Source organism: Syntrophomonas curvata (genome assembly GCF_052976825.1).
The window spans coordinates 2,774,308-2,800,288 of the sequence record NZ_CM129641.1 but is presented as its reverse complement, the minus strand read 5'-3'; the positions used below and the strand labels follow the sequence as shown (position 1 = coordinate 2,800,288).

The 25,981-nt window shown below is 48.6% G+C and carries 26 protein-coding genes and 1 pseudogene; 20 read left to right on the top strand and 7 right to left on the bottom strand.

From position 1 onward, the window contains the following. From rnhA to ACU70B_RS12830, 8 genes are all read left to right on the top strand, one after another. Entirely contained in the window at positions 1 to 495 is a 495-nt protein-coding gene (rnhA, locus tag ACU70B_RS12865) for a ribonuclease HI (protein WP_447183919.1), read from the top strand. A 42-nt stretch (positions 496 to 537) separates the two neighbouring features. Further along, positions 538 to 1,068 carry an acyltransferase gene (locus ACU70B_RS12860; protein ID WP_447183918.1) on the top strand — a complete coding sequence of 177 codons (531 nt, stop codon included), beginning with the start codon at positions 538 to 540 and terminating at the stop codon, positions 1,066 to 1,068. After that, positions 1,059 to 1,706 carry a YkgJ family cysteine cluster protein gene (locus ACU70B_RS12855; RefSeq protein ID WP_447183917.1) on the top strand — a complete coding sequence of 216 codons (648 nt, stop codon included), beginning with the start codon at positions 1,059 to 1,061 and terminating at the stop codon, positions 1,704 to 1,706. Before ACU70B_RS12860 ends, ACU70B_RS12855 begins: the two co-directional genes overlap by 10 nt. Positions 1,707 to 1,894: 188 nt before the next feature. Then, on the top strand, positions 1,895 to 3,082 hold the full coding sequence (locus ACU70B_RS12850; protein WP_447183916.1) for an ABC transporter substrate-binding protein: 1,188 nt from the start codon (positions 1,895 to 1,897) through the stop codon (positions 3,080 to 3,082). A gap of 133 nt (positions 3,083 to 3,215) precedes the next feature. Next, on the top strand, positions 3,216 to 4,091 hold the full coding sequence (locus tag ACU70B_RS12845; protein WP_447183915.1) for a branched-chain amino acid ABC transporter permease: 876 nt from the start codon (positions 3,216 to 3,218) through the stop codon (positions 4,089 to 4,091). A gap of 12 nt (positions 4,092 to 4,103) precedes the next feature. Further along, positions 4,104 to 4,997: a branched-chain amino acid ABC transporter permease gene (locus ACU70B_RS12840; RefSeq protein WP_447183914.1), complete on the top strand. Its 894-nt coding sequence runs from the start codon at positions 4,104 to 4,106 to the stop codon at positions 4,995 to 4,997. Continuing rightward, the gene (locus ACU70B_RS12835) at positions 4,979 to 5,743 is read left to right on the top strand and encodes an ABC transporter ATP-binding protein (protein ID WP_447183913.1); all 765 of its coding nucleotides are present in this window, start codon (positions 4,979 to 4,981) and stop codon (positions 5,741 to 5,743) included. Before ACU70B_RS12840 ends, ACU70B_RS12835 begins: the two co-directional genes overlap by 19 nt. Continuing rightward, positions 5,740 to 6,618, top strand: coding sequence for a DMT family transporter (locus tag ACU70B_RS12830; RefSeq protein ID WP_447183912.1), 879 nt, complete (start codon positions 5,740 to 5,742; stop codon positions 6,616 to 6,618). Before ACU70B_RS12835 ends, ACU70B_RS12830 begins: the two co-directional genes overlap by 4 nt. A 164-nt stretch (positions 6,619 to 6,782) precedes the next feature. Here ACU70B_RS12830 and ACU70B_RS12825 read toward each other — a convergent pair whose 3' ends face one another. Next, entirely contained in the window at positions 6,783 to 7,751 is a 969-nt protein-coding gene (locus ACU70B_RS12825; RefSeq protein WP_447183911.1) for a SpoIID/LytB domain-containing protein, read from the bottom strand. A 316-nt stretch (positions 7,752 to 8,067) separates the two neighbouring features. On the opposite strand from ACU70B_RS12825, the gene ACU70B_RS12820 reads away from it, so the two are divergent. The 3 genes from ACU70B_RS12820 (at position 8,068) to ACU70B_RS12810 (ending at position 12,199) form a co-directional block, all read left to right on the top strand. Beyond that, positions 8,068 to 8,526 (top strand): tRNA (cytidine(34)-2'-O)-methyltransferase, encoded by a 459-nt coding sequence (locus ACU70B_RS12820; protein ID WP_447183910.1) that lies wholly within the window; start codon positions 8,068 to 8,070, stop codon positions 8,524 to 8,526. 80 nt (positions 8,527 to 8,606) lie between these two features. Continuing rightward, positions 8,607 to 10,907, top strand: a complete 2,301-nt coding sequence (locus tag ACU70B_RS12815; protein ID WP_447183909.1) for an ATP-binding protein — start codon at positions 8,607 to 8,609, stop codon at positions 10,905 to 10,907. Positions 10,908 to 11,299: 392 nt separating this feature from the next. Further along, entirely contained in the window at positions 11,300 to 12,199 is a 900-nt protein-coding gene (locus ACU70B_RS12810) for a GGDEF domain-containing protein (protein ID WP_447183908.1), read from the top strand. A 62-nt stretch (positions 12,200 to 12,261) separates the two neighbouring features. Here the strand turns inward: ACU70B_RS12810 and fdxA are convergent, their stop codons facing one another. Further along, positions 12,262 to 12,435: a 4Fe-4S ferredoxin gene (gene fdxA / locus ACU70B_RS12805; RefSeq protein WP_447183907.1), complete on the bottom strand. Its 174-nt coding sequence runs from the start codon at positions 12,433 to 12,435 to the stop codon at positions 12,262 to 12,264. A 290-nt stretch (positions 12,436 to 12,725) separates the two neighbouring features. Here fdxA and ACU70B_RS12800 point away from each other — a divergent pair, with 290 nt between their 5' ends. The 9 genes from ACU70B_RS12800 to ACU70B_RS12760 all read left to right on the top strand — a co-directional run bounded on the left by ACU70B_RS12800 (position 12,726) and on the right by ACU70B_RS12760 (position 23,602). After that, positions 12,726 to 13,370: a thiamine diphosphokinase gene (locus ACU70B_RS12800; protein WP_447183906.1), complete on the top strand. Its 645-nt coding sequence runs from the start codon at positions 12,726 to 12,728 to the stop codon at positions 13,368 to 13,370. Positions 13,371 to 13,478: 108 nt separating this feature from the next. Further along, a complete protein-coding gene (cdaA, locus tag ACU70B_RS12795; protein WP_447183905.1) occupies positions 13,479 to 14,306 on the top strand; it encodes a diadenylate cyclase CdaA in 828 nt (275 codons plus the stop codon). Next, positions 14,303 to 15,283 (top strand): CdaR family protein, encoded by a 981-nt coding sequence (locus tag ACU70B_RS12790; protein ID WP_447183904.1) that lies wholly within the window; start codon positions 14,303 to 14,305, stop codon positions 15,281 to 15,283. The genes cdaA and ACU70B_RS12790 overlap by 4 nt, the downstream gene beginning before the upstream one ends. Further along, positions 15,240 to 16,892, top strand: a complete 1,653-nt coding sequence (locus ACU70B_RS12785) for an NAD(P)/FAD-dependent oxidoreductase (RefSeq protein ID WP_447183903.1) — start codon at positions 15,240 to 15,242, stop codon at positions 16,890 to 16,892. The genes ACU70B_RS12790 and ACU70B_RS12785 overlap by 44 nt, the downstream gene beginning before the upstream one ends. Before the next feature lie 40 nt (positions 16,893 to 16,932). Further along, positions 16,933 to 18,285: a phosphoglucosamine mutase gene (gene glmM / locus ACU70B_RS12780; protein ID WP_447183902.1), complete on the top strand. Its 1,353-nt coding sequence runs from the start codon at positions 16,933 to 16,935 to the stop codon at positions 18,283 to 18,285. A 401-nt stretch (positions 18,286 to 18,686) separates the two neighbouring features. After that, a complete protein-coding gene (glmS, locus tag ACU70B_RS12775; protein WP_447183901.1) occupies positions 18,687 to 20,504 on the top strand; it encodes a glutamine--fructose-6-phosphate transaminase (isomerizing) in 1,818 nt (605 codons plus the stop codon). Between the two features lie 288 nt (positions 20,505 to 20,792). After that, positions 20,793 to 21,578: a TetR/AcrR family transcriptional regulator gene (locus ACU70B_RS12770; RefSeq protein ID WP_447183900.1), complete on the top strand. Its 786-nt coding sequence runs from the start codon at positions 20,793 to 20,795 to the stop codon at positions 21,576 to 21,578. Between the two features lie 91 nt (positions 21,579 to 21,669). Continuing rightward, the gene (locus ACU70B_RS12765; RefSeq protein ID WP_447183899.1) at positions 21,670 to 22,026 is read left to right on the top strand and encodes a PaaI family thioesterase; all 357 of its coding nucleotides are present in this window, start codon (positions 21,670 to 21,672) and stop codon (positions 22,024 to 22,026) included. A gap of 112 nt (positions 22,027 to 22,138) precedes the next feature. Further along, positions 22,139 to 23,602 (top strand): potassium/proton antiporter, encoded by a 1,464-nt coding sequence (locus ACU70B_RS12760; RefSeq protein ID WP_447183898.1) that lies wholly within the window; start codon positions 22,139 to 22,141, stop codon positions 23,600 to 23,602. A gap of 673 nt (positions 23,603 to 24,275) precedes the next feature. On the opposite strand, the gene ACU70B_RS12755 is transcribed toward ACU70B_RS12760, so the two are convergent. The 5 genes and pseudogenes from ACU70B_RS12755 to ACU70B_RS12735 all read right to left on the bottom strand — a co-directional run bounded on the left by ACU70B_RS12755 (position 24,276) and on the right by ACU70B_RS12735 (position 25,895). After that, positions 24,276 to 24,602 carry a hypothetical protein gene (locus tag ACU70B_RS12755; protein ID WP_447183897.1) on the bottom strand — a complete coding sequence of 109 codons (327 nt, stop codon included), beginning with the start codon at positions 24,600 to 24,602 and terminating at the stop codon, positions 24,276 to 24,278. A gap of 96 nt (positions 24,603 to 24,698) precedes the next feature. Further along, positions 24,699 to 25,056 (bottom strand): annotated as a pseudogene (locus tag ACU70B_RS12750) (DUF3849 domain-containing protein). Continuing rightward, complete coding sequence (locus ACU70B_RS12745) at positions 24,995 to 25,156, bottom strand: hypothetical protein (RefSeq protein ID WP_447185796.1); 162 nt, start codon at positions 25,154 to 25,156, stop codon at positions 24,995 to 24,997. The pseudogene ACU70B_RS12750 and the gene ACU70B_RS12745 overlap by 62 nt, the downstream one beginning before the upstream one ends. A gap of 89 nt (positions 25,157 to 25,245) precedes the next feature. Next, on the bottom strand, positions 25,246 to 25,683 hold the full coding sequence (locus ACU70B_RS12740) for a PIN domain-containing protein (RefSeq protein WP_447183896.1): 438 nt from the start codon (positions 25,681 to 25,683) through the stop codon (positions 25,246 to 25,248). Continuing rightward, complete coding sequence (locus tag ACU70B_RS12735; RefSeq protein ID WP_447183895.1) at positions 25,680 to 25,895, bottom strand: type II toxin-antitoxin system Phd/YefM family antitoxin; 216 nt, start codon at positions 25,893 to 25,895, stop codon at positions 25,680 to 25,682. Before ACU70B_RS12735 ends, ACU70B_RS12740 begins: the two co-directional genes overlap by 4 nt. Positions 25,896 to 25,981: the final 86 nt, after the last annotated feature.

The window sequence follows — 25,981 nt, the reverse complement described above, 5'->3', positions numbered from 1 at the left end:
ATGAAAGAAATAACCATATATACTGATGGAGCATGCTCCGGAAATCCGGGACCAGGCGGATGGGGGGCTGTTCTTTTTTATGGGGATAAAATGAAGGAGATTTCCGGGGGGGAGGAAAAAACCACCAACCAGCGCATGGAGCTCACAGCCGTGGTACAGGCTCTAAGTTCGCTTAAGGTCAGTGGCTGGAACGTAGTCGTATATTCGGACAGCGCCTATATAGTCAATGCTTTCCGCCAGGATTGGATAGGCAAGTGGACAAAAAACGGGTGGAAAAACAGCAAAAAAGAGGAGGTTGCCAATCAGGATCTGTGGAAAGCCTTACTTGACCAGATGCAAAGGAATCGGGTAAGAATAGAGAAAGTTAAAGGCCATTCGGGTGACCGCTGGAACGAGCGCTGTGACGACCTCGCTCGGAACGCGATTAAGATGCTTAAGCAGAATCAGCAGCATACGGGTAGAGGAGAAGCTTGGGGGAATAGTTCCAACCTCTAACTTCTCACTTACCGCTTCTCAAACAAGGGGGTTGGTTGGGGGATGTTTGATAATCTTCGCGATCGTTACACTACCTGGCTGGTTAAACGGAAATTAACCAGTTGCGGCAACAACTTCCGCGGACGCAATCCGGGTTATTTTTTTCTGGGTGAGGGCGCCGAAGTGCATGTTGGTGACAATGTGCTGATTGAACGCAGGGTGCGTATTTCTACCGGTGAAAAGGCCCGGGTGTATATTGGTGATAATACCTATCTGGGTGATGGCACCAATATCCTGGCGGTAAGGGAAGTTCGGATTGGTCAGGGCTGTGCCATCAGCTGGCATGTGCTTTTTATGGATACTTCTTCTCATCCCTTTGCTGTCCGGGGGGAAGAACCGCGTACCCTGATAGCTCCTATCACGGTTAATGATCATGTCTGGATTGGCTGCCGGGCCGTCATTCTTAAAGGGGTTACGGTAGGCGCGGGAGCAGTAATAGCCAATAATGCGATAGTAACCCGGGATGTGCCGCCCCGTACCCTGGTGGGGGGAAATCCGGCCCGGGTTATTAAAGAGGATGTAATATGGGAATAAGCAAAGTTGAGATATGCTGCGGCGAAAAGGATGAAACCCATGGCATAAAGGTCCATATAAATGACGATAATGCTACTCTGCAGGATTTGCTCGATGCCTGGCAGCCCCTATGCGATGACGAAAAACTCCGCAAGCTTTATGCTGAAGGCCAGCACCATGCCTGCCGGGCCTGTAAGGTAAACTGCTGCAATACCGCCTATGTGATTCCCGACCTGATTGCTTTCAAAAAAATGGCGGCTTTGAACCGCCTCGACTATCCTCAGTTTGTTGCCCGCTATTTTCAGCAAGAAAAGCTCAAGGCAGGTTTGCTGCGGATGCAGCCTAATCCCTGTATTTTTTTGCAGAACAACCTATGTACCGTCTACCCGGTGCGCTCACTTATATGCCGGTTTTACCTGTGCTGCAAATTGGCAGGCGAGACCGAACAGCTTATCTATTCCCTCAGTTGGACAGGCGCCGCTGCTACCCAGCTTTTCGCCGAAGAAAGGGGACTGCTGCAAACGTCTCCTGAATATGGTCTTACCAGCTTCGATCTGATGTTCAAGGAATTAATTGAGGATTATCGCCATGACCCCAATGTTCAGCTCTTCATGCAGGCCGGGGAATACAGTGATATACCCCTGGCTCCCTTTATATAACCAGGGAGATTGCCTCTCACGTATTCCAGTCCCGACATTCATTCCCGGTTTAGCAGTTTTTTTATTATATTGAAGGATTTTATGCTGTAAAAAGGAATATATAAACTGTTATACTTTACTATGACTGGGGGTGTCTTTCACATAAGGTCTTAGTATATTTATCAGATAGGTAAGGGAGGATAAGCATTTTGAAATTTCGCGGTAAAACTAAATGGGCACTACTGGTGTGCCTTTTGATGGTTTTTTCTGTGGCTGCGGGTTGTGGGGGCAATAGTTCTTCTGATAAGGCCAAGGACGAGAATGTTATCAAGCTGGGATTTCTGGGGGCTACGACCGGCTCAGTAGCCAACTACGGCATCCCCGGCCAAAAAGGTATGGAAATGGCTATTGAAGAACTAAATGCCGGCGGCGGCGTACTGGGCAAAGAAGTTAAGGGGATTTACCTGGATAATAAGGGCGATTCTTCTGAGATAGCCCTCATAGCTGACAAATATGTTAACCGGGATAAAGTTGTAGCCATGGTGGGCGACCCTTGTACCGGTTTAACCAAAATTGCTGCCGAGATTGCTCAGAAGAATAAAACGGTTATATTCTCCGCCGGCGCCACGGGAACTGATGTGGTAGAGATCGGTGATTATGTATTCCGCAATACCCTGTTGGATACGCTGGCGGTACCTCTGGTAGTCGATTGGATGATGAACACCAAAGGGTGGAAAAGCTTCGCAGTGGTTACCTCGCTTAATAACGGTTACAGCACGGCATTGACCCCCGTTTTCAAAGGAGAGATAGAAAAGCAGGGCGGAAAGATTGTCATTGAAGAAAGCATTAATGACGAGGAAATGGACTTCACCGCCCAGATTACCAACATAAAGAAAGCCAAACCGGATGTTCTGGTATTTACCGGGTATTACCGGGAAGCGGCCCTTTTGATGAGTGAAGCCAAGAAGCAGGGCCTGGATATTAATCTGGTCGGCGGCGACGGCCTCTATGGTCAGGATCTGGCCAAACTGGGCGGCAAGGCCGTGGAAGAAAAGGTTATTTTCTATTGCGGTTTCAGTTTCAGCGGCGACGGGTCCAACCCGAAAACGGAAAAATTCGTGGAAACTTATCGGGCCAAGTATAAAGATGAGCCGGATATGTTCTCAGCCCAGTATTATGATGCCGTTATGATTCTGGCCAAGGCTATGAAAGACACCAACAGTACCGACCCCTCGGTCTTTAAAAGCGAACTGGCCAAGCTTAAGGATTATCCTGGAGTATCAGGCAATACCACCTTCCGCTCCAACCGTGAACCAATCAAGAGCCCGGTTTGCCTGATTACAGTAAAAGATGGCAAATTGACATTGCTGGACAAGATTCCGGTAAACATTCAGTAGCAATATGTTTTATACTATAAGCGATGGCCCGTCCGTTTGAGGTCGGGCCATTGTCAGGATTATACAGAGTTTAAGGCAGAAGTTTTCCTGTCTTAAACTCTGTATAGTTCAAATTCGGCACGGGAGGAAATTTATGATCTGGCAACAATTGCTCAATGGGCTGACCCTGGGCAGTACCTACGCCCTGATAGCCCTCGGTTATACTATGGTTTATGGCATCATCCAGCTGATTAACTTCGCCCACGGGGAAATATATATGGTCGGAGCCTTTGTGGGGCTGTTTCTGGTGGTCAATACCGGTCTTAATATCGGGGTGGCGTTGCTGGGGGCCATGGCTTTCTGTATGGTACTGGGTATGCTGGTGGAGATAGTAGCCTACCGCCCCCTGCGGGGAAAATCGTCCCGTCTGTCGGCTCTTATCAGTGCTATCGGGGTTTCCATCTTTTTATCCACGCTGATGGTCTTGATAGCCCAGACCAATACCCGCCGCTATCCTGAGATTATCAATATAGAGACTTTTCAACTGGGATCGTTGCAGGTTTCATCATTGCAGATCATAATTCTGGCAGTGGCCGCTCTATTGATGGTGGGGTTGCAGGTGATGGTGCAGAAAACCCGGATTGGTAAAGCCATGCGGGCCTGCTCCCAGGATCTGGATGCCTCTTATCTGATGGGCATAAATGTTAACCGGATTATTTCCTTTACCTTTGCGGTAGGTTCCGCTCTGGCTGCTGCCGGCGGAGTAATGGTAGGCATATATTACAATGCGGTGTGGCCTTACATGGGAACCATGGCCGGACTCAAGGCCTTTGCCGCTGCAGTTTTGGGCGGTATCGGTTCCATACCCGGGGCCATGATCGGAGGGCTTACCCTGGGAGTGCTGGAAATAATGGGAGTAGCCTATCTTTCATCCTCCTATAAAGATGCCATAGCCTTTGGCATTCTGATTCTGGTTTTAATTATCCGTCCGCAAGGCATAATGGGACAAAAGATTTCGAAAAAGGTGTAGGTGAGGTTTGGTATGGACGCATTCTTATCACAGTATATAGACCCTTATTACCTGCGTATCCTGATGCTGATCGGTATAAATATAATTCTGGCCTTGGGCCTTAATCTGATTACGGGTGTCACTGGGCAGTTGTCCATGGGACATGCCGGGTTTATGAGTCTGGGTGCTTACACGTCAGCCATTTTCTCCATACAGTTGGGCAGCCCCTTTTTCTTTTCACTGCTGGCCGGTGCAGTAGTGGCAGCACTTTTCGGCTTTCTCATCGGAATACCTACCCTGCGCCTGGAAGGCGACTACCTGGCCATGGTTACCATTGGTTTTGCCGAAATCATACGGGTATTCTTCCTAAACTTCGAGCCCGGGGGGAAGGCGGTGGGACTGTCCGGCATCCCTCAGAACACCACTTTCGTTCTGGTCTGGTCAATAGTCGTCATAGTAATTATACTCAACGCCAAGCTGCTCAACTCCCGTATAGGAAGGGCGTTTTATGCTATCAAGGAGAATGAAATAGCGGCCGAAGCCAGCGGGATCAACACCACCCGCCTGAAGGTGCTGGCCTTTACCGCCGGTTCGTTCCTGGCTGGTCTGGGAGGAGGACTGTATGCCCACTATATGTATTTTATCCGCCCCCAGGACTTTGGCTTTATGAAGTCCATCGAACTGCTCAATATGGTGGTCCTGGGCGGGATGGGAAGCATTCCGGGCACGGTCCTGGGTTCTGTCATTCTTACCCTCCTGCCGGAGATGTTAAGAGTGGTAGCGGAATACCGGCTCCTCTTTTACGGAGCCTTGCTGGTAATATTGATGATTTTCCGGCCCAACGGCCTGTTGGGCGATGTCAGGGTTTATGATATCAGGAAAAAGCTACAGAGAAAGAAGGTGGGCTCATGGCAGTCCTCCAATTAGAAGATATAACCCAGGAGTTTGGCGGCCTGCGGGCTTTGGACCTGGTCAATCTGGCAGTGGAGGAACAGCAGATTTTCGGCATTATTGGCCCTAACGGCGCCGGCAAGACCACGCTTTTTAATATTATAACCGGGATATACCGGCCTACCGGCGGAAAGGTGATCTTTAAAGGCCATCTGCTCAATAATATGCCCCCCTGGAATGTGGCGCGTATAGGCATCGGCCGTACTTTTCAAAACATTCGCCTGTTTAACAAGCTATCGGTGCTGGACAATGTTCGGGTGGGCAGCCATGGTATCAGCAAGAGCGGATTTTTTGGGTGCATGCTGGGCCTGCCCGGTGAGCGCCGGGAAGAAAGGGCTATAATTGAGCAGACTGAAAGGCTGCTGGACTTGGTCGGCCTCTATGATAAAAAATGGGAATATGCCGACAACCTGGCTTATGGTGAGCAGAGGCGGCTGGAAATAGCCCGGGCTATGGCCTTAAAGCCTTCCCTGCTGCTGCTGGACGAACCGGCGGCGGGAATGAATTCCACTGAAAAAACCGAATTGATGGATTTGATATGGAAAATCAGGAAGGACATGAATCTTACCATATTGCTGGTGGAGCACGATATGAACCTGGTTATGAATATATGTGAGAAAATTGCGGTGCTGGACTATGGCCGTAAAATAGCCGACGGCAGCCCGGAAGAAGTTAAAAACGACGAGAGGGTTATCCAGTCTTATCTGGGCGCGGAAGCATGAGGCTCTCTTTTATATATCTGTCCATATTCCTGGCTGTCCTGGCTATGTCCACTTCTTCCATTATGATCAGGTACTGCACTGCACCGGCTCTGGTAATCGCTTTTTATCGGGTCTCTTTCACCTCGCTGCTGGCAGGCGGGGTCAGGGGCGGCAAGCTAAAAAGCAGTATAGCTGGTATAGGCCGGCGCGAATTTGGTTTTATAATCGGAGCGGGTTTTTTCCTGGCTCTGCATTTTGCTTTCTGGATAAGTTCACTGGCTTATACCAGCATCTCCAGCTCAGTACTCTTTACTAACCTGCAGGTTGTATTTGTATTTCTGTTTTCTATATTTTTTCTGCGCGAAAAATTATCCTATCCCGTTATGGGAGGAATATTTCTGGCTCTGGCCGGCAGTCTCCTGATTGCTCACGGTGACCTGCGCTGCGGCAAATTGTTGGGCGACATGCTGGCCCTGGCCAGCGGCCTATTTGTGGCTATTTATTTTATAATCGGGCGCAGGATGCGAACCTGTATAGATGCTATGGGTTATACCTTTATAGTGTCGGCAATAGCATCATTGGTTCTGCTTCCCGTTTGCCTTGTGGGCGGTCTGAGCTTAAGCGGGTACCCGCTGCTTGATTGGGGGCTTTTTATCCTTCTGGCTCTGGGTCCGGGTTTGGCCGGTCACGGAATTCTCAACTGGGCTTTAAAATATGTAAAGGCCCCCGTAGTCGCCGTATCTATTCTGGGCGAATCCGTGGGGGCAACTGTACTGGCTTATTTATTTTTCCGGGAAGTCCTGCAATGGTATCAGATTTTAGGCGGTCTGCTCATCCTCACCGGCATCTACATTGCCGCTGCCAATGAAGGCAAAGATACCAAACCGGTTTTTTAACCTCCTCTACGAGGACACCCCTTTTGGGTCCGATGCTTTGACCGCAGGCAGTTTTTAATTGTTGCTTTAATCTGTTCCGTCTGCGATTGCCCGCCTGCTTGCCTGTGCCTTATGGGTATGCCCTTGAGGGTATCCCTAAGGGTTTCCGTGCATGGAAAAGGGCGTTATTTGTACAACCTAATCCAGGCCGTCTTGGGAAAGTAGTGTTCCACTATCTGACGGGCGGTTTTGCCTTGCTTGGCCATGGCGTAGGCTCCCCATTGTTCCATACCTACCCCGTGCCCCCAGCCTGAACCTTTGAAAACAATATAGTTGCCCTGGGGTTTTACGCTGCTCCAGATAGTCGAGTACAGGCGATCGGGTCCGATTTCTTTGCGCAGATCGACAGCTTTGATGGAAGCGTTACCAGCGGTGACGACCGTAGCCCTTCCTGACGGTCCCCGTTTACTAACCCGGAGATCATCAAGATTACCGGATTTACTGCCCATAAGATTTTTAATTTCCCAGCGGGGTATTTTCACCGTCCAGGATTTGTATTTAGCTGGGGCATATTTTACGCCGTTGGTGCTGACCGGTACCAGGTATCCGGCCTTCTTGGCCAGGTTGGGGAAGCCTTCGGCCATACTGGCAGTCTTATCTTTGGACAGGGAGTGGAACATGGCATAGGCAAACTTACCCTGATAAGTCAGAACCTGCCCTCTGGTCTCATCAACAGCCCGTGAAATTTTATCGGTAATCTGCTTCTCGTTGTATTGCTGAAATTCCAGGTGATTATCACTGGCATCAGTTCCGTGTTTTGCCCGAGTGCCGTTTTCATATTCCAGCAGGGCCAGGGTCATGGTACGGGCAACTATGGCCTGTGCCTTCAATGCTTCCAGAGGAAACTTATTGCTCATTTCCGCAGCCAGAACCCCTTTCAGATATTCTTCCATTTTCAACTGTTCTTTGGCGCCGTTGGCAGTGCGGTATAGGCTTATGCTGGGTTCGGCACCATACTTTTTTACCTCGGCAGATAATCGGGCCGGTTTGGCCGGTGGCTTTTTGGCCTGCTGCTGACAGCCGGACAGGGTAAAAAGAAAAACGCTCATCAGTACTAAGCAAAAAGTTCTGGCAAGTATTTTCGGCTGAAACACATTTATTGCTCCTTCCCTTTTTGGCTTAGTATTTCCTGTCGGTTGTTTGTTATGTTCTATGAAGTCAGGTATAATTTGGGCGAAATAAAAATGAGAAATAAAGGTAAGAAACTGCAGATTAATACGGATTTATTCAGAGTTGTTTTTTAATTAACACCGTGCCCTTCAGAATCTGCTATAAGGCTTGCCGGGCACATAGCGGAAGGATATGCCGCAGGATATACCCGTGGGCGCAAGCAGGCACGGATGAAAAATGGGCCAATGCGGGATCAGCGTTAATCTGTGATTAGTATCAACCATAGTGGAGGTCGATTGTATGCATATTGTTCTGGTCAACCCCGAAATACCCCAGAACACAGGTAACATAGCCCGAACCTGTGCTCTCACCCGCTCAACCTTGCACCTGGTAAAACCGCTGGGCTTCTCCGTTGAAGACCGGTATCTCAAAAGAGCGGGCTTGGATTATTGGGATAGAGTGGAAGTAAAATTATGGGACAATTTTAGGGAACTGGAGGAACATTATAGGAATATAAGGATGTACTTGGCTACCACCAAAGCAAGCCGGACCTGCTATGAAGCAGAGTATAGTCTTGGCGATATGCTGGTTTTCGGTTGCGAGACCCGGGGTCTGCCGGAAGAGATATTGAAACGTTATAGCGAGCACCAGGTTAGAATTCCCATGTTGGATATCGGCAGATCCTTAAACCTTAGCAATTCGGCAGCGATAATACTGTACGAAGCTTTGCGCCAGAATAAATTTCCAGGCTTGAAATAGGGTTAGAACTTAAAAGAAAAGCAGGAATAATGTAAAAAAATATCGAAATAGACCTGTAACTAGAAAAGGCGGTGCCATGAATGAAGATAAAAACCAGATTATACGTCATTATGGCAATGCTGGCGGTGGTAATGGTGGGAGATATTCTTCTGACCGTAAACCTGCTGACTATACCTATGCAAAAGAAGGATATTATTGACAAGGCCTGGGACAGCGCTTATATCCTGCAACAGGTTGCTCCCCTGCTCAGCAAGGAAGAAACCCAGGCGCTGGCAGTCGCCATGGTCAGACTGGATCCTAAGATCAGCTATCTGCTTATATTGGATCGTGATGGACAAGCCATAGTTCACAGCGATCCCCAGCGGATAGGCATGAGCTTCAATGATTCGGGCAGGCTGTCATGTGCGCGCTACGGCCATAGCTTGCAGCAAGTTTACATCCGCGACCAGGATATACCTGATTCTCCCCATCATGGAGAACAAGTCATTGATATCCTGGTTCCCAACTATGACCGCGAAGGCAGGCAGGTGGGGGCAATAGATGCCGGGGTTTCCCTGAATAATCTCGATCATGTGGCCCAAATCCATTACAAAATACTATTTATCGGTGTGGTTGTGCTTATTATCGTATTTTATATTACTACCCACAGGCTGTATAAAGATATAATTTCCCCCTTGAAAAAGACGGTTTATGCCATAAGGAGAGTCAGGGAAGGCAATTATCATGAAATTGACTTGGAAGAGAGAAATGATGAACTGGGTTTATTAGTGCGGGAATTTAACAGCATGGCTTGCAGGATATCAGGCTTGATGGCCGATTTGAAAGAGGCCCATGAAGAGCTGGAAAACAGGGTTAAACAGAGGACAAACGAATTGGCGGCGGAGAAAGAACGCTTGGCAGTAACCCTTGGCAGCATAGGCGAAGGGGTGATCAGCACTGATCTGAATGGAGTTATCGTTCTCAGCAATGATATGGTTGCGAAAATATTGGATAGAGATGCTGCCGATCTGCCGGGCAAGAACCTGGAGGAAGTATTGCAGGTTCCCCCGCCGGAGGGAGGGGGCGAAGCCAGATTGAAAGAGAATGCCGTAGTGGAAGTGCGCAATCATATTCTGGTGACAGGTGAAGGCAAAGAGCGCCTCGTTGATATTGTAGGTTCACCGATAAGGGATGAGTCGGATAAGTATGAAGGCATGGTTTGGGTATTACATGATATTACGGAAAAACAGCGTTTTGAAGAAGAATTAATCAAGGCCAGCAAGCTGGAATCACTGGGGATACTGGCCAGCGGGCTGGCCCATGATTTTAATAATTTGCTTACCGTTATTGCCGGCAATATCAGTTTGGCCCGCATGGTAACCGAAGGTTCACGAAGCGACCCCACCAGCGAATTTTTGGAGGAGGCGGAAAAGGGCACATTACAAGCCCGCGGGTTGGCCCAGCAATTGCTGGCATTTTCCCGGGGTGGAGAACCTATAATAAAAACGGTATCAACCAGTAATCTTCTGCGCAATTCAGTTAAATTTGCCCTGAGTGGCTCCAATGTCAGTTGCGAGTTCTTTATCCCGGAAAAATTATGGAATGTTGAAATAGATGAGGGACAGATAAGTCAAGTACTGAATAATCTGGTTTTAAACGCTATTCAGGCTATGCCTGACGGGGGCATAATCCGGATATCCGCCCAAAACCTGAGCCTGAGGGAGACCAATAAGGTTCTTCCTTTGCCGCCGGGCAAGTATGTGTTATTATCGATAGCTGATCAGGGTAAAGGTATACCGGAAAAATACCGTGCCCGTATTTTTGAACCCTATTTCACTACCAAAGAGTCCGGAACCGGATTGGGGCTGGCTACCTCCCAGTCTATCATAAGAAAACATGGTGGGTATTTAACCTTTGATTCCCGTCTTAATGCGGGAACAACCTTTTGTGTCTACCTGCCGGTGAGCGAATGTGAGCGGGAAGACCGGAATGCCTTGACCTATCCTCCTGCCAAAGGGCAGGGGCGGGTTCTGGTGACGGATAATGATGCGACGGTACGAACCGTGGTTGTTGAAATGCTCGTTTCCCTGGGTTATGAAGCCGAAAGCGCTGAAAACGATGGACAGGCTGCTGAATTTTACCGGAATGCGCTGCAGGAAGGCAGAAAATTTGATGCTGTAATAATAGATCTTGCCGCCCCGAATGGAATGACGGGCAGGGAGGTAGTACAGGCGCTGTTGTCCTTAGACCCTGAAGCCGTAGTGATATTAAGCAGTGCTTCCTCCACCGAGGAGCTGGCATTGAATTATAGGGAGATGGGCTTTGCCGCTTTTATTGCCAAGCCCTATGGGATTACCGAGCTGAGCGAGCTCTTGCATACTGTCCCCTCCCCAAGAAGCTAGATCTTTGTCCAGCTAAGCCTGGACAGGGTTTGTAGGAGACTCTTTGATTTGCGGCTTAGTCACTGATGCGCGGGGCTGTTTATCCGGCAAGTAAGACCACGCGCCTGGAGACACTCCGATCCCCTCCGGTTACAGCATTATGCAGCCCCTTTCCTGATATTGTTCTCGCTTCATTTGAACTTAGATCCTGCCTGGTTCCGCATAGGCTTTCCCCAAGACTGAATAATAACAATAAAATAACAAAAAAGGTTAATAATATAGGCGCACATTGTAGTATTATAAAACAATAATATTAATTACGGACTTAACTCCTAACAACTTGAGACTCCAGTCCTTTATCATGGAGAGTTAAGCGAAAAATGAGAAGTAAACGTGGGTAAGGAGCTGAGTTAATGAAGGTTCTCATCGCCGATGATGATGCACTTTCCAGAAAGATACTGCAAGATGCCCTGCTTGAATGGGGATATGATATGGTGGTAGCCCAAAACGGTAAAGAAGCCTGGGCTATTCTGGAAAGGGCGGATCGTCCCAATATGGCCGTTCTGGACTGGATGATGCCCGGAATGGACGGGGTTGAGATATGCAGCAGGTTGCGGGCTCTGAATTTAGCAAATTACGTCTACGTTATACTCCTTACCGCGAAAAACAAGCGAGAGGATATTATAAAAGGCCTGGAATCAGGTGCAGATGACTATGTAATAAAACCCTTCAACTATGAGGAGTTAAAGTTAAGATTAAAGATAGGGCGGAGAATTATAGAACTGGAACAGAATATTCTGCGTTTAGCCAGTACCGACTACCTGACCGGCTTATTGAACCGGCGTGCTTTTTTGGAGCGCATGACCCGGGAACTAAACCGCTGCCAACGGGAAAGGTCCCACTTGGGTATCATTATTATGGATATAGACCATTTTAAACAGGTCAATGATAAATACGGGCATCAGGTCGGGGACTTGGTCTTGCAGGAATTATCGACTGCCTTGGTCAAATGCTGCCGGGTTTACGATTTCTCCGGCCGATATGGCGGCGAAGAGTTTATCCTGTGTTTACCCGGCGCAGATAAATGGAGCACCTGTCAAATTGCCGAACGCATGCGTTCCTCCATAGAATGCCGGAAAGTATTCCTGCCCGGTCAAAAGAGCTTTGTTAGTGTTACCGCCAGCTTTGGCGTTGCCTCAATGCTGCCGGGTCAGCCCAAAAGCTCGGACGAATTAATTAAGCAAGCTGATGATGCCCTTTATCAGGCCAAGAACGAAGGGCGTAACCGGGTGGTTATGTGTACCCAAAACTAAACAGCCTAAAGAAAAAAGCCCCGTAAGGGGGCTTCTTTGCCGATATTCTATTATAAAGAATATTATTCAGCGGGTATAGGTGCTTCTACCGGACAGACATCGGCACAGGAGCCACAGTCTGTGCACAGTTCGGGGTCGATCTCGTACTTTTCCTCACCCTCGGTAATTGCCCCAACCGGGCATTCATCTGCACATACACCGCAAGAAATGCATTCATCGGTAATAACGTAGGCCATTGTGTTCCCTCCTTTGCTACAATAAAACTAATAGCATTATAATTAACGTGATTTTTTTTGTCAATTTACTGAGATAAAGTCGAAAAAGATTTTACATGTCCATATTATACAGCTCTCCAGAGTTTTTTGGCCGACATTAAGGGAAAATAATCACAGCTATAATCCTGTCTCCTGGCGGACTATTGGGGAAAGGGCTATGAATGGCTGGTTTGCTATTAGTTTTTTTTGCTTTCTGGTAGAATTAATAAGCGTGGTACTTGCGTATAAACAATAGAATAGGTGATTTGCATATGAAATGTATTATTATGGCTAATGGGGATTATGGCGATATTCAGAATTACCGCTGGCTGCTGGATGAAGCGGACATTATCCTGTGTGCCGACGGGGGCGCAAACTATGCTTACCAGATGGGGGTGTTGCCTGCCTACATAGTAGGGGATATGGACTCTATAAAACCTCAGGTGCGAGCATACTATGAAGGGCATAAAATACCTTTTAAAAAATATCCGCAACGTAAAGACTTTACTGACACCCAGCTTATTCTGGAACTGGCGGAGGAACTGGGGGCAAGCGAGATAATCTTCGTCGGGTCGCTGGGCAAAAGGCTGGATCATACGCTCTCCAACCTTTATTGCGGGGCCGAGCTGGCTCTAAGAGGCAAGAAAATATGGCATTACTCATCAGACTGCTCGGCTTATCTGGTCAACACGGAATTTACAGTCGAAGGAGAAATCGGAGATAAAGTATCAGTACTGGCGCTGAGTGATATGGCCCGAGGGGTATATGAGGAAGGTTTTGAATACCCCTTAGAGAATGTTATCCTGGAAAAATGGAATCCCTATGCCATATCCAATGTACTAAGAGAAAAGCGGGGTGTCATCAGAGTGCAAGATGGCCTTTTATTAGTGCTGCACTACCGTGGCAGATCACTCTAATCTTATGTTGAAGCCGTAAAAGCTCACTTTTTAGCCTATAGCGGATAATAGTATACTATTACTAAACAATTGTATTGTATCAAACTGCACTTCGGGAGGATAGAGAGCTTGGATTTTTCGTTCTTATCGGGCGTTTTTGCCAGCCCCTGGGACATTATTCGCAGTTTAATGGATATCGGAATAGTAGCCTATGTATTCTACCGTTTACTGGGTTTGATCAGAGGAACCCGGGCGGAACAACTGCTTAAGGGTCTGGTCTTATTGCTGGTTTTTACCGTTATAGCCAGCTATCTCAAGCTGGACATGGTTAACTGGCTGGTGGAAAAACTATGGATTCTTTTTGCTATCACCCTGCCTATTGTTTTTCAGCCAGAGATCAGGCGTTTCCTGGAGCAATTGGGGCGGGGCAGCTTCTTTACTTCCCGCCGCCACCTATCCCTGATGGAAGAGTATGAAAATATTATTACCGAAGTAAGTGAAGCTGCCCGCATACTCTCACGTAACCGGGTGGGGGCGCTGATAGTGCTGACCCGGGAGACGGGTATCGCGGAATACCTGGAAAGCGGGGTTAAAATGGATGCTCTGGTATCGTCCGGGTTGCTGGTTAATATTTTTGTTCCCAACACTCCCCTGCATGACGGGGCGGTAGTTATCAGCGAGGGACGGGTAGACCGGGCCGCATGCTTTCTGCCCCTAAGTGATAATCCTGCTTTGGACAAGGAACTAGGCACCCGCCACCGCGCGGCCTTGGGCATAACTGAAGTATCAGACGCTTTAGTGGTCATTGTCTCTGAGGAAACGGGGACCATTTCCATGTCCCGGGAAGGACAGCTTCAGCGTTACCTGGATGGGGACAGCCTCAAAGAATTACTAATGCAAGAGCTGCTAACCGGTGGCCGATCAACTGAATCCCTGTTCAGGAGGTGGTCCCAGTGAAAGCCGCGAATCCCAAAAAGAAAAGTACAGTCGGACTTAAGCTGATATCGGTAATCCTGGCTGTTTTACTATGGATTTATATAGGCAACCAAGGTGGAAATACGCCCCGTCAGAATACGGTGCAGGCTGATCTGCAGTACGTACACCTGGGAGATGGTCTCAGTGTAAAACAAGCTCCGCAGAAGGTAAGTGTAACCATGTGGGGTAACTACGGGGGAAGCAGCAACGTTATGGCTTATGTGGACTTGGGCGGATTGAGCGCCGGTACCCACCTGGTACCGGTCAACTTGGAGCCGGTTCCGGGAGCCATGTTTACCCGGGTAAATCCTAAAGAAGTTGAGGTGGTTTTGACTCGGCCGCAGCAGCGTGAATTCAGGGTGGAATACCAGATAAACGGCGAGCCGCCCGCTGGCTACGAACTGCTGGACACGGTAATAACCCCTGACAAATGCATCGTAAGCGGGGAAGATAATATTTTAAGTCGGGTAAGCCGGGTGGTTTGTCCGGTCGACCTTGCCAACAGCACTGGGGTTGACTCCTTGCGGCTTCGCCCCCAGGCTCGTGATGCCAAAGGCAATGCAATCAATGAAGGCCTCCGCATAGTCCCGGAAACAGTTATAGTTCATACTGCTGTCAGTCAGAAAATGACCAGTAGAGAATTGATGGTTAAGGCGCAGTTTAAGGGTATTGTAGCGGAAGGCTACCGGGTAAAGGAAGTAGCTATCGAACCAGTTAAGGCCAGCATAATCAGCAAACAGGAACTGCCTGCCGAGCAGGGCGAGCTCGTTACTGCCGAAATAGACCTGGCAGGTAAAAAACAGTCCTTCAGCCAGGAGGTGGCCTTGCAGATTCCGTCAGGGGCGAAGGTATATCCAGCCCAGGTATTGGTTGAAGTCAGCATAGAAAAAATACCAGCAGAAGAGGGCGATCAAAATGAGGATTCGCGTACGCGACGTCAGACTACCCCTGGAACATAATGATGCTGAGCTTTGCCTGGCTGCAGCCCGCAGATTAGGCATTAAGGCCGGGGACATAGTGAACTTCAGTCTGGTTCGCAAGGCGGTAGACGCCCGGCGCCAGGCAGCATACTTCAGCTATACCCTGGATTTGGAATTAAGGTCGGGGATAAACATCGGGCCTGATATCCTGGCATCCCCGGCTGCAAAGCTCCTAAAGCCTGTAGAGCAGGAGCCCCCCCAGCCTGGTAACACCAACCTGCCCCATGCGCCGCTGGTAGTGGGTTCTGGTCCAGCCGGGCTTTTTTGTGCCCTGTGCCTGGCCCGTAATGGCTATAAACCGGTGGTTATCGAACGAGGTCAGGACGTGGACCGCCGGGTAAAAGCGGTAGAGCAGTTCTGGAGTAAAGGCCTGCTCAATCCGGAGGCCAATACCCAATTTGGGGAAGGGGGGGCAGGAACCTTTTCCGACGGCAAGCTGACTACCCGTATTGAAGATGCCCGCATTGATTATGTCCTGCAAACATTCGTAGACTGCGGAGCCGATAAAGAGATTCTTTATTTAAAAAAGCCTCATGTGGGAACTGATGTGATCCGGCAGGTGGTTAAAAAAATACGGCAGGCTATAATAGCTATGGGTGGCGAATTCTATTTCGATGCCTGTATGACAGACATGAATATTAACCAAAGGCGCCTAAAAAGCATAGTAATAAATAACGAACTGGAGATTCCGGTTTCAGTGCTGATTTTGGCGGTGGGCAACAGTGCCCGTGACGTATACCGTTTATTGCTGAAAAAAGAAATTAGCCTGGTACCGAAAGCCTTTGCCCTAGGGCTCAGAGTGGAGCACCCGCAGGAGTTGATAGACCGCATTCAATATGGCAGCTATGCCGGTCACCCCTGTCTAGGGGCGGCTGATTACCATTTGACTTATCAAGACCGGGCCAGCGGCAGGTCTATGTATACCTTTTGCATGTGTCCGGGCGGCTGCGTAATAGGCGCAGCCTCCGAGGAAGATCAGCTAGTGACCAATGGCATGAGCTACTTCGCCCGTGATACCGGGATAGCCAATAGTGCTCTGGTGGTAACTGTCGGCCCGGGTGACTGGGGCAACAGTATCCTGGGGGGGATGCAACTGCAGGAGAGGCTGGAAAATCAGGCATTTATGCTGGGAGGGAGCAGCTACCGGGCTCCGGCCCAATATCTAACCGAATTTTTGGAAGAGGGAGCGGCTACTTCTCTGGAAAGCTCACTGGCTACCTTTAATCCAGGGGTAACCCCAGCCCGATTGGGAGAGCTGCTGCCCCGGGAGATAAGCCAGGTACTTAAGCGGGGTATTCGTTACTGGGAGGGAAGAATGAAAGGCTTTATAGACCGGCGGGCGGTTCTCACCGGGGTAGAGACCAGAACTTCGGCGCCTCTGCGGATAGTAAGAGATGAGAACCTTTGCTCCGTCAACGCAGCCCATATCTATCCCTGCGGTGAAGGTGCGGGCTATGCTGGTGGTATAATGAGTTCGGCGGTTGACGGTCTGAAAGTGGCGGAAAAAATAATCGCCGCCTATAAACCACCGGAAGAAAGAATTACCCTGAGCGGTTCCGGTATTACCAACGCCCGGAATCTGAAATAAATCGGATAAACACAAAAGCTTAATCTGGAGGGAGAATACTGTGGGAATTCTTTTTGGAACTGATGGAGTACGGGGAACAGCTAATATTGAGCTGACACCCGAAATGGCATTTGACCTGGGACGGGCTGGAAGTTATGCCCTGGCCAAGCAAGAGGCTGGCACCCGCCCACGGATATTGGTGGGGAAAGATACCCGCATATCCGGCGATATGTTGGAAGCTGCCCTGCAAGCCGGTATATGCTCTACCGGAGCCGATGTCCTCAAGGTAGGTATAATACCTACTCCGGCCATAGCTTATCTCACCCGCTATTATCAAGCTTCCTGCGGTATAGTAATATCCGCGTCCCATAATCCGGTAGCCGATAACGGCATTAAATTCTTTGGCCCCAGCGGCTATAAATTGCCCGATGAAGTGGAGGCAGAGATCGAGCAGCTGGTGCTGAGTGGAACCAGAGAGCTTACCCGTCCCCGGGGTGCCGATGTAGGGCGGGTTTATGACGTAAAGGAAGCTGAAAACAACTACCTGAGATACCTTACGGACTGCTACAGCCTGAAGGAAGACCTCTATGGCCTCCGGGTAGTTATGGACTGCGCCAATGGAGCTGCATATAATGTAGGACCAGAACTGTGGCATCGGCTGGGCGCGCGGGTTATTGCCATAAATGATAAGCCCAATGGTGTAAATATTAACGAACGCTGCGGCTCTACCTATACAGATACCTTGCGTAAAGAAGTGATCGAGCAACAGGCTGATCTGGGCGTAGCTTATGATGGCGATGCTGACCGCTGTATTATCGTAGATGAGCGCGGCAATGAACTTGACGGTGACTACATCATGCTGATTTGCGCCCTGGATGCGTATCGTCAGGGCAAACTTGACCCGCCCAGCATCGTTGCTACGGTTATGAGCAATATTGGCTTGGAGATAGCACTGAGGCGGGAGAATATCAGGATTGAAAGCTGCAAGGTGGGGGATCGCTATGTCCTGGAAAAGATGCAGGAAACCGGTTCGCTGCTGGGGGGAGAACAATCCGGGCATATAATCTTTTCCCGCTATGCCACTACCGGTGATGGTCTCTTGACCTCCATTAAAGTGGCGGAAGTGCTTAAGCGCAGTGGCATAAGCCTGTCCGAATTGGCCCGGGAAATGGAAAAACAACCTCAGTTACTGGTTAATGTCAGCCTGGAGAATAAAGATGAGATTCTGGGCCATGAACTGGTCGTTGCTTCCCTTAAGGAGGCGGAACGACGTCTGGGTGAATGGGGTAAGCTGGTAGTAAGGCCGTCCGGTACTGAACCTTTGGTTAGAATCATGGCCCAGGGCTCCGACCGTTACCTGCTGGAGGAAGTTATTGACAGCATTAAGAAGGCAATTGCCACCGCCCAGAATTGATAGTAAAATAGCGCATGTGCGTATAGAAGTTAGGAGATTAACACCTGAAGGCACTAACCACATGGAAGGGGGGTGAATGCAAGGCTAACCGGCCGACATAAATAAAAGGAGGTGAAATCAGGGGAAAGACCATGCAAGGCTATTTAAGCGCCTGACCCGGCAAAACCGGGTGACGAGGAGGGGGTTATCGAGTCATCGGCGGGTTCCCCCCGGCTGCCACAGCCGTTAGCGCAGTTAACAAAACCGGACAGCAATGCCCGGCACAAAACCTGCAAAGTGGAAAATGGTTGAACATGCAGTATAAGGTGAATTATTCCTTTCTAACCGCGTGACGAAAACTCCCAGCTATAGATTTGCTAATCCGCGGAACCTGCATCTAATTATATAACCGGAGGTCAAATATGTGTGGAATCATGGGATATACCGGCAAGGGCAATGCTGCGCCGGTAATTATAGACGGACTGTCCAAACTAGAATACCGGGGTTACGACTCTGCCGGCATTGCTGTTTGCCAGGAAGGGAAATTGGAAATAACCAAGAAAAAGGGGCGCCTGGCCGATATGGTAACTGCCTTGGGGGAACTGCCGGAAAGCCCGCTGGGAATCGGACATACCCGCTGGGCTACTCACGGCATACCCAGCGACAACAATGCCCATCCCCATTATGATTGTCAGGGCCGCATTGCCTTGGTTCATAACGGCATTATTGAAAATTATGCCAACCTGCGTAAAGACCTGATGCTGGAGGGGCATGATTTTGTCTCTGAAACCGATACCGAAGTAGTAGCCCATCTGGTAGAAAAATACTATAACGGCTCCTTGGAGCAAGCCGTAAGGAAAGCGTTATCCTGCTTGCAGGGTTCTTTTGCCCTGGCCGTAATCAGCCGCGACGAACCCCATACCATTATTGCCGCCAAGAAAGACAGCCCCCTGATAGTTGGCCTGGGTGAGGGGGAGAATTATATCGCTTCCGACATTCCGGCTATACTGGGGCGCACCGCCAGGGTATATATACTGGAAGACGATGAGTTTGTGGTGGTAACTCCGGAGCAGGTGACAGTCACCGACTTAAGCGGCAATCTGGTGGAGAAGAGCGTATTTGACGTGGACTGGGACCCGATAGCAGCAGAAAAAGGGGGCTATGAGCATTTCATGCTTAAGGAAATCCACGAGCAGCCGGAAGCCGTTCGCAAAACTATGAGCGGGCGCATTCATGATGGCCGGGTGGATTTTTCTGACCTGCAATTTGACGAAGTGTTCCAGAACACCCGCAAGATATTTATAGTGGCCTGCGGTACCGCCTACCATGCCGGCATGGTGGGACGCCTGGCTATCGAAAAACTGGCCCGTATCCCGGTGGAAACCGACATCGCTTCCGAATTCCGCTACCGGGACGTACTCTGGCAGCCTGATGATTTAATGATAGTCATCAGCCAGTCAGGAGAAACCGCCGACACCCTGGCTGCCCTGAGGGAAGCCAAACGCAACGGCATCAAGGTGCTGGCTGTGACCAATGTGGTAGGGAGCGCGGTAGCCCGCGAAGCCGACCGGGTCATATACACCCATGCCGGCCCCGAAATAGCTGTAGCCTCCACCAAAGCCTACTCTACACAACTGGTGGTCATGTATCTGCTGGCCCTTTACCTGGCTGAGATCAGGCATAGTTATGATCCGGTAAAACTGTCCGGTATGGTGCGCGATATGCTCTATATGGATACCATGGTGGAACAGGTGTTAAAGGAGCAGGATAAAATCAAGGCCTTGGCCGAAAAGTACCGCAGTGTGCAGAGCACTTTCTTCCTGGGGCGGGGTATGGACTATGCCGTAGCCATGGAAGGGGCCTTGAAGCTTAAGGAAATATCCTATGTGCATGCCGAGGCCTATGCTGCCGGAGAACTTAAGCACGGCCCCCTGGCTCTGATTGATGAGGGCGTACCCGTTCTGGCTCTGATTAGTCAGGATAAGCTGGTGGATAAAGCCATGTCCAATATAAAGGAAGTAAAGGCGCGGGGCGCAGTGGTAGTAGCGATATGTAAAGAAAACCTGCAGGAAGACTGCCAGGAATGCGATGAGCAAATCCTCCTGCCCCGGGTCAACCCTCTGCTGGCCCCGGTAGTTTCAGTAGTACCTCTGCAGATATTCGCCTACTACATGGCCGTCTTCCGCGGCGCCGACGTCGATAAGCCCAGGAATCTCGCCAAGAGCGTGACGGTAGAGTAGGGAGGCAGTTTTGCCGATAGAAGTTGTCAAGAAATAATAAAGCTCGGACTTGATAATAAAGTTGGAAACTGAATAATTAAGATGCGTACTGAAAATCGTAGCCCCTCTTGATTAGTCGGGAGGGGCTATCAATCTGAAATATTTAAACCAGGTCTGGTTCAAAAGAAAAGCTTAACCTAGCTGCAGCTTCCGTCAGGTAAGTATTGGATTCAGAAATCGCGTTCGAAATCTCCTGAGTAATGTCGTGGGTGTCATGAAATATTTCTACAACATTTGCCGGGATCCCGGATGAATAACTGCTGGCTGGGAATGACAGAGGAACAAATAAGCATATTATACAAACAGAGTAACTTGTCTGTTGTCAATTTAAAATCCGAAGTCTTTTGGACGCGGTCAGCCAATGCTTATTTACTTTTTTTTACAAAGCAATATGAAATTGAAATGAACGAACGTACACTCGGGGGAAGCGGGATGCCATTATCAAAAGAGAAGCAAAATAAAGAAAGACGCCAGAGATTACTGCAATGCTCGGTTGATCTTTTCATTGAGAAGGGTTATTTCAATACGTCAATTCGCGACATTATCCTTCGGTCAGAAGTTGGGACCGGTACTTTCTATAATTATTTCATTGACAAGGAAGATATACTGAAGGCACTGCTTGAAGATTTTGCCGAGGAGATCATCACGGGTATAAGCCAATATTACACAGTGGAGAAGGATCTGTATAAGAGATTTGTGGAGACCAAGCAATTGACTATGGATGTTTTTGCTCAAAATGAAGCTTTATCGGAGATATATAGTCGGGTTACCGGCACAAGTGCTCCTATTGACCAATGCTTACAACAATTTGAAGATCGACTGATTCAATTTTACTCAAAGAATATTGAATACGGTATTAAAAAAGGCGTCTTCAGAAATGTCTCCATCCCTCCTGTTGCGCACTCCATTCTGGCCATGGAAAAATTCTTGTTGTACAAATGGATTGTTCTCAAGGCCATAACCAAAGAGGAAATGATAGAGATGGTTGTTTCTTTCCATGAAACATTGTCTGCCGGTTTATTAATGAAACAGTAGACTATGGTTATTATCGGCGATAAGAACGTACGTTCGTTCAACGTTATTTGGCCCTTTATTTGATTTCATTCTATGAGGAGGTAATTTTGGCATGCGAAGGCTAAATCCTGAGCACATGAAATCCGTTATTGATCTGGTAAACCAAGGGCCTTACTTCCGACTGCTCTCCATGGAGGTTTGTGAGTTGGACTTAGGTTATTCCAAGGTTATGGTAGATCTGGAGAGAAAACACCTTAACCCGTTCGGAGGCATTCATGGCGGTGTTTTTTCCTCACTGATCGACACTGCCGCTTACTGGGCGGTTTATTGTGATGTTGAAGAAAATGCCGGACTTATATCTCTTGATATTAAAGTCGATAATTTAGCTCCGATAACAGAAGGGCGTCTTGCGGTTGAAGGAAAGCGGATAAAGGCAGGAAGGAGTGTAAATTCTTCCACCCCTGCTTGAGCATAATCAGTCCCAATTATCATAAATTAGCTGGTAGCCTGACCCGCTAAAATATATTAGTATTTATATAAAGGTTGGCAAAACATCTATAATACTGCTTAAGGAGGAATTGATGGGCGCACTATTGACTACAGCAATAATTTTTCTGGTCTGTGCATTATCAAGCAAAGTCTTGTATCGTTATGGTATACCCACACTTCTTATTTTTCTAACTATCGGCATGCTATTGGGCTCTGACGGCCCAGGCGGAATTTATTTTGACAATTCAGAGCTGGCTAAAAGCGTCTGCAACTTAGGACTTCTATTTATAATGTTTTCCGGAGGATTCGACACCAATTGGAAGACGGCGAGGCCGGTTGCGTTAAGTGCCGGAATTCTGGCTACCCTGGGGGTTGCAGTAACTGCCGCTGTTATAGGAGCTTTTGCCCATATGGTACTGGGCTTTAGCTGGTTGGAAGGCATGCTGCTGGGTTCGATTATCTCATCGACCGATGCTGCTTCTGTATTCTCCATCCTGCGGTCGCAGAAGCTCAATCTTAAAAATAACCTGGCGCCGTTGCTGGAAATGGAAAGCGGTTCCAATGACCCGATGGCTTATTTGCTGACTACCATATTCCTGGGGCTTATAGTCGGCGACGGGCAGAATATAGGACTATTGCTTTTGGGGCAGATAATCATCGGGGCTATGGTGGGTGTTTTAGTCGGCAAAGGCGCGGTATGGCTTATAAATCATATTAACCTGGATATTGAGGGCCTGTATTCCATTCTTGTTATTGGGCTTGCCCTGCTGTCTTATGCAGGCGCCGGTCTGCTGGCGGGAAACGGCTTTCTGGCGGTTTATATCAGCGGACTGATAATGGGAAACAGCAAACTGGCATATAAAATAAGCCTGGTTCGGTACTTTGACGGATTATCCTGGCTGATGCAGATATTCCTCTTCCTCACCCTGGGCTTGCTGGTTTTTCCTTCGGAATTAGCCGGTATAGCCCTTGCGGGAATGGGTACCGCGGCCTTTATTACTTTTATTGCCCGTCCTCTGGCGGTATTTTTGATACTTACATTTTTTAAAAGACCGTTCAAGGAGCAATTACTTGTGTCTTGGGTAGGTTTTCGCGGGGCTGCTTCCATCGTTTTTGCGACCTATCCTTTAACAGCGGGGCTGGAGGTTGCCGGCGAAATATTCAACATAGTATTTTTTGTGGCCCTGGTATCGGTTTTAGTCCAGGGAACCCTGTTTACTCCTATAGCGCGCAAACTTGGTTTGGTGGGACCGGAAGAAACCGTATTGAAAACCTTTACGGATTACTCAGGTGAGATACAAACTGATTTATTGGAATTGAACATCCCCGAGGGGAGCCCAATGGCGGATAAGGCCATAATGGACCTGGATCTTTTGCCAGGGATATTGATCGTAATGATAAGGCGGGATGGCAGGATGATCACACCGGTTGGCACAACAGTGCTTAAGGTGAACGACACCCTTATGCTGTCGGGAGAAAACAAGGTTTTGATGGAAGCTAATGCCAGAGCCAGAAAACGCCAAAAAGGTTTGGCGGCAGAAAGCCCGTGGGAGTAAGACCGATAAATCCGAAACTGTTGCCGCCCAATAGAGTATTATACCGCTAGAAGCAAACCGGTATTGTATGAATCGGGAGTAGTTGTGCCGGGAATATGCTGTTCCAACCCTCATCACCTCTTATCTGTCCTGTTGCTGCGCGAGCCCTGATATATGGCTCAAGGAATGGATAATATTTCTACTCAGGTGTTTTGCAATATCTGTGCCCGGTGACAAGTGCATGGGCTGCAGGGATGGGGGTTAATAAGAAAATAATCATCCGCAAGCATGTGGTGTATATGGAGTATATTAAAAAGGGATTTTAAGGAAAATTGTCGAATTAAAGAATTAATAGGGAATGAACCGTACACAATACAGCTAGCCAGAATAAAAATACAGATTGCTCCCAAGTTCAAAAAATATGGGGAAACTTGCACCTTGAAAAAGGTGTGCTTCCCTGTGCAAGACAACCCCGCCATCTACCGTTTTCACCATAGCGAAAATTGTTGTTAGGGAGGCAAAACTATGGGAAAACCCAATGAAGGGTTACTGCTGTTGGATAAGTCCTTACATGTCAAAACGGGAAACAAATGGGCGGCAAGGCATTTGCAACGACCGCTTGGTTCACTGATCGGAAAACATGTCCGGGAGCTATTGCCATCCGAATACGGGGGAGGTTCTCTGGCTAAAGAGGTCAAGCTTGTAATATCCAGTTTTTGGGTTTCCGGTGGAGGTCCCGCATGGCGCTGAAATGAACGCAGGTGTACCGCTGCTCTATGCTGGCCGCCGGAGAGAGGACGAGAATAGGGACATCGCGGACGGATCGGAGCGCAGCTATATTATCTTGCGAAATATTATCAGCCTTAATGGTGATACAAACATACTCTATCTCCAACAGCTTTTGCACAGCCAGATTTACTTCATCCACAAAATCAAATGTGATGCCGTACTCACGCCAATAAATTTTTTCTACATCGTATTCCTGCGGTGAATATCCAATAGCCAAAACAAGATGTCCCATTGTAATTCCTCCTTCCTCGTTTTATCTTTTCTGAGTTGATGACAGAGCTTTGAACTTATTTAAGCAGTTTGATATTCCCGATAAACGGGATCGGCTTCATTTCGCCCTTGGCGGCATGGATGATGCCAATAACGGCCAGAACTGTGATGCCACAAACAGGTCGCTCAGGCCGGGGTGACTGTCTACTACAAAAGCAGAACTTCGGTCATCCCCGAAACTGTTCTTGTCCTCAGAGACCGGGATGGTGGTCGCCCACGCCTTGTTGTCGCGGGAGATGCGCCTTCTGCCGGACGGTGTTGGCGAGGACGTAGAGGGTGCGGTCAAATCCAAACTGCTCCGCCACCTGACGGACGGCCTCCGGGCCGAGGCGGTAATGCTCCGAGATGGCCGTCTCAATGGCCTCCTTGCAGGCGATGTTTGCCTTGCCGGTCTTTTCCGAGTAGAGGCCGGTCATCTTTGCCTTCCAAATATCCCTTCCGGTGCTGTTTCACGCCAAGGGCGGCAGCAATGCTCTGGGCGACGGAGGGTTTCTCGCAAACAATCAGTCTATACATTTTTTGGTCTCCTTTTGAAAATGGAAAAGCAGCCTGTTTTTTGAACAGACTGCTTTTCGTTTGGTTGTATTTTGTTGTCGGTTGGTTCTCTACTCTAATTCTTCATCGGAAGAAAAGAGGGCGTCTAAAAACTCAGCAGGGGTACATACAGGAACGGCAGCTTTGTCATAGTCTTTTATGTTCCGCGTTACAATACAGTCAGCACCTATGCGCTTTGCCGTTTCAGCCATAACCGCATCCTCAAAATCCGAGATCCCGGATGCCAATGCCTGGAACACATCAATGGCTGCGCTATCCGCCATACTGATGATCGTGAGCAGGGAACGGAGCTTTTTTCTGGATTCCGCATCACTGTGAGTAGCCTTGTGGTCAATGTAGTAGATGTCGGTGGCGGATTTTGCCGTGATATAGCCTGCAAACAGCTCGCTGGCCGCCGCACGGAAAAAGCGCAGGGCATCGTCCGCAAAAGGCTCCCGCTTTTGCAAAAAGTCAATGACGATACAGGTGTCTATCAAAACTTTTTTCATATTTTGCTTAACCTCTCGTCTCTGGCTTCTTCCAGTGTCATTGTCGCGGGGATGCTCCCGAACAACGAATCCACAGTGTTCAGTTTGTCCTGAAACGGCGAGGTAAGCCGCGCCACTACTTTCCCGTTGCGGGTGATGTAAACATCCTCAGACGCTGCAAGGGTCAGGTATTTCCCAAGATTTGCTTTCAATTCTGTTGCGGTAATCGACATACAAGCATCTCCTTTCATAGTTTGCTGTATGATTATTATACTCCACATTGTACGATTTAGTCAACAAAATCGTCCGTTTCCTGAAA

Bases quoted from the DNA above. Each gene is read 5' to 3' on its own strand.
- ACU70B_RS12840 (WP_447183914.1), top strand. From the start codon at position 4,104: ATGGACGCATTCTTATCACAGTATATAGACCCTTATTACCTGCGTATC.
- ACU70B_RS12855 (WP_447183917.1), top strand. From the start codon at position 1,059: ATGGGAATAAGCAAAGTTGAGATATGCTGCGGCGAAAAGGATGAAACC.
- ACU70B_RS12845 (WP_447183915.1), top strand. From the start codon at position 3,216: ATGATCTGGCAACAATTGCTCAATGGGCTGACCCTGGGCAGTACCTAC.
- rnhA (WP_447183919.1), top strand. From the start codon at position 1: ATGAAAGAAATAACCATATATACTGATGGAGCATGCTCCGGAAATCCG.
- ACU70B_RS12760 (WP_447183898.1), top strand. From the start codon at position 22,139: ATGGGCGCACTATTGACTACAGCAATAATTTTTCTGGTCTGTGCATTA.
- ACU70B_RS12815 (WP_447183909.1), top strand. From the start codon at position 8,607: ATGAAGATAAAAACCAGATTATACGTCATTATGGCAATGCTGGCGGTG.
- ACU70B_RS12835 (WP_447183913.1), top strand. From the start codon at position 4,979: ATGGCAGTCCTCCAATTAGAAGATATAACCCAGGAGTTTGGCGGCCTG.
- glmS (WP_447183901.1), top strand. From the start codon at position 18,687: ATGTGTGGAATCATGGGATATACCGGCAAGGGCAATGCTGCGCCGGTA.
- ACU70B_RS12740 (WP_447183896.1), bottom strand. From the start codon at position 25,683: ATGAAAAAAGTTTTGATAGACACCTGTATCGTCATTGACTTTTTGCAA.
- ACU70B_RS12785 (WP_447183903.1), top strand. From the start codon at position 15,240: ATGAGGATTCGCGTACGCGACGTCAGACTACCCCTGGAACATAATGAT.
- ACU70B_RS12765 (WP_447183899.1), top strand. From the start codon at position 21,670: ATGCGAAGGCTAAATCCTGAGCACATGAAATCCGTTATTGATCTGGTA.
- ACU70B_RS12830 (WP_447183912.1), top strand. From the start codon at position 5,740: ATGAGGCTCTCTTTTATATATCTGTCCATATTCCTGGCTGTCCTGGCT.
- ACU70B_RS12820 (WP_447183910.1), top strand. From the start codon at position 8,068: ATGCATATTGTTCTGGTCAACCCCGAAATACCCCAGAACACAGGTAAC.
- ACU70B_RS12755 (WP_447183897.1), bottom strand. From the start codon at position 24,602: ATGGGACATCTTGTTTTGGCTATTGGATATTCACCGCAGGAATACGAT.
- ACU70B_RS12745 (WP_447185796.1), bottom strand. From the start codon at position 25,156: ATGTATAGACTGATTGTTTGCGAGAAACCCTCCGTCGCCCAGAGCATT.
- ACU70B_RS12735 (WP_447183895.1), bottom strand. From the start codon at position 25,895: ATGTCGATTACCGCAACAGAATTGAAAGCAAATCTTGGGAAATACCTG.
- ACU70B_RS12770 (WP_447183900.1), top strand. From the start codon at position 20,793: ATGAATAACTGCTGGCTGGGAATGACAGAGGAACAAATAAGCATATTA.
- fdxA (WP_447183907.1), bottom strand. From the start codon at position 12,435: ATGGCCTACGTTATTACCGATGAATGCATTTCTTGCGGTGTATGTGCA.
- ACU70B_RS12810 (WP_447183908.1), top strand. From the start codon at position 11,300: ATGAAGGTTCTCATCGCCGATGATGATGCACTTTCCAGAAAGATACTG.
- ACU70B_RS12860 (WP_447183918.1), top strand. From the start codon at position 538: ATGTTTGATAATCTTCGCGATCGTTACACTACCTGGCTGGTTAAACGG.
- ACU70B_RS12800 (WP_447183906.1), top strand. From the start codon at position 12,726: ATGAAATGTATTATTATGGCTAATGGGGATTATGGCGATATTCAGAAT.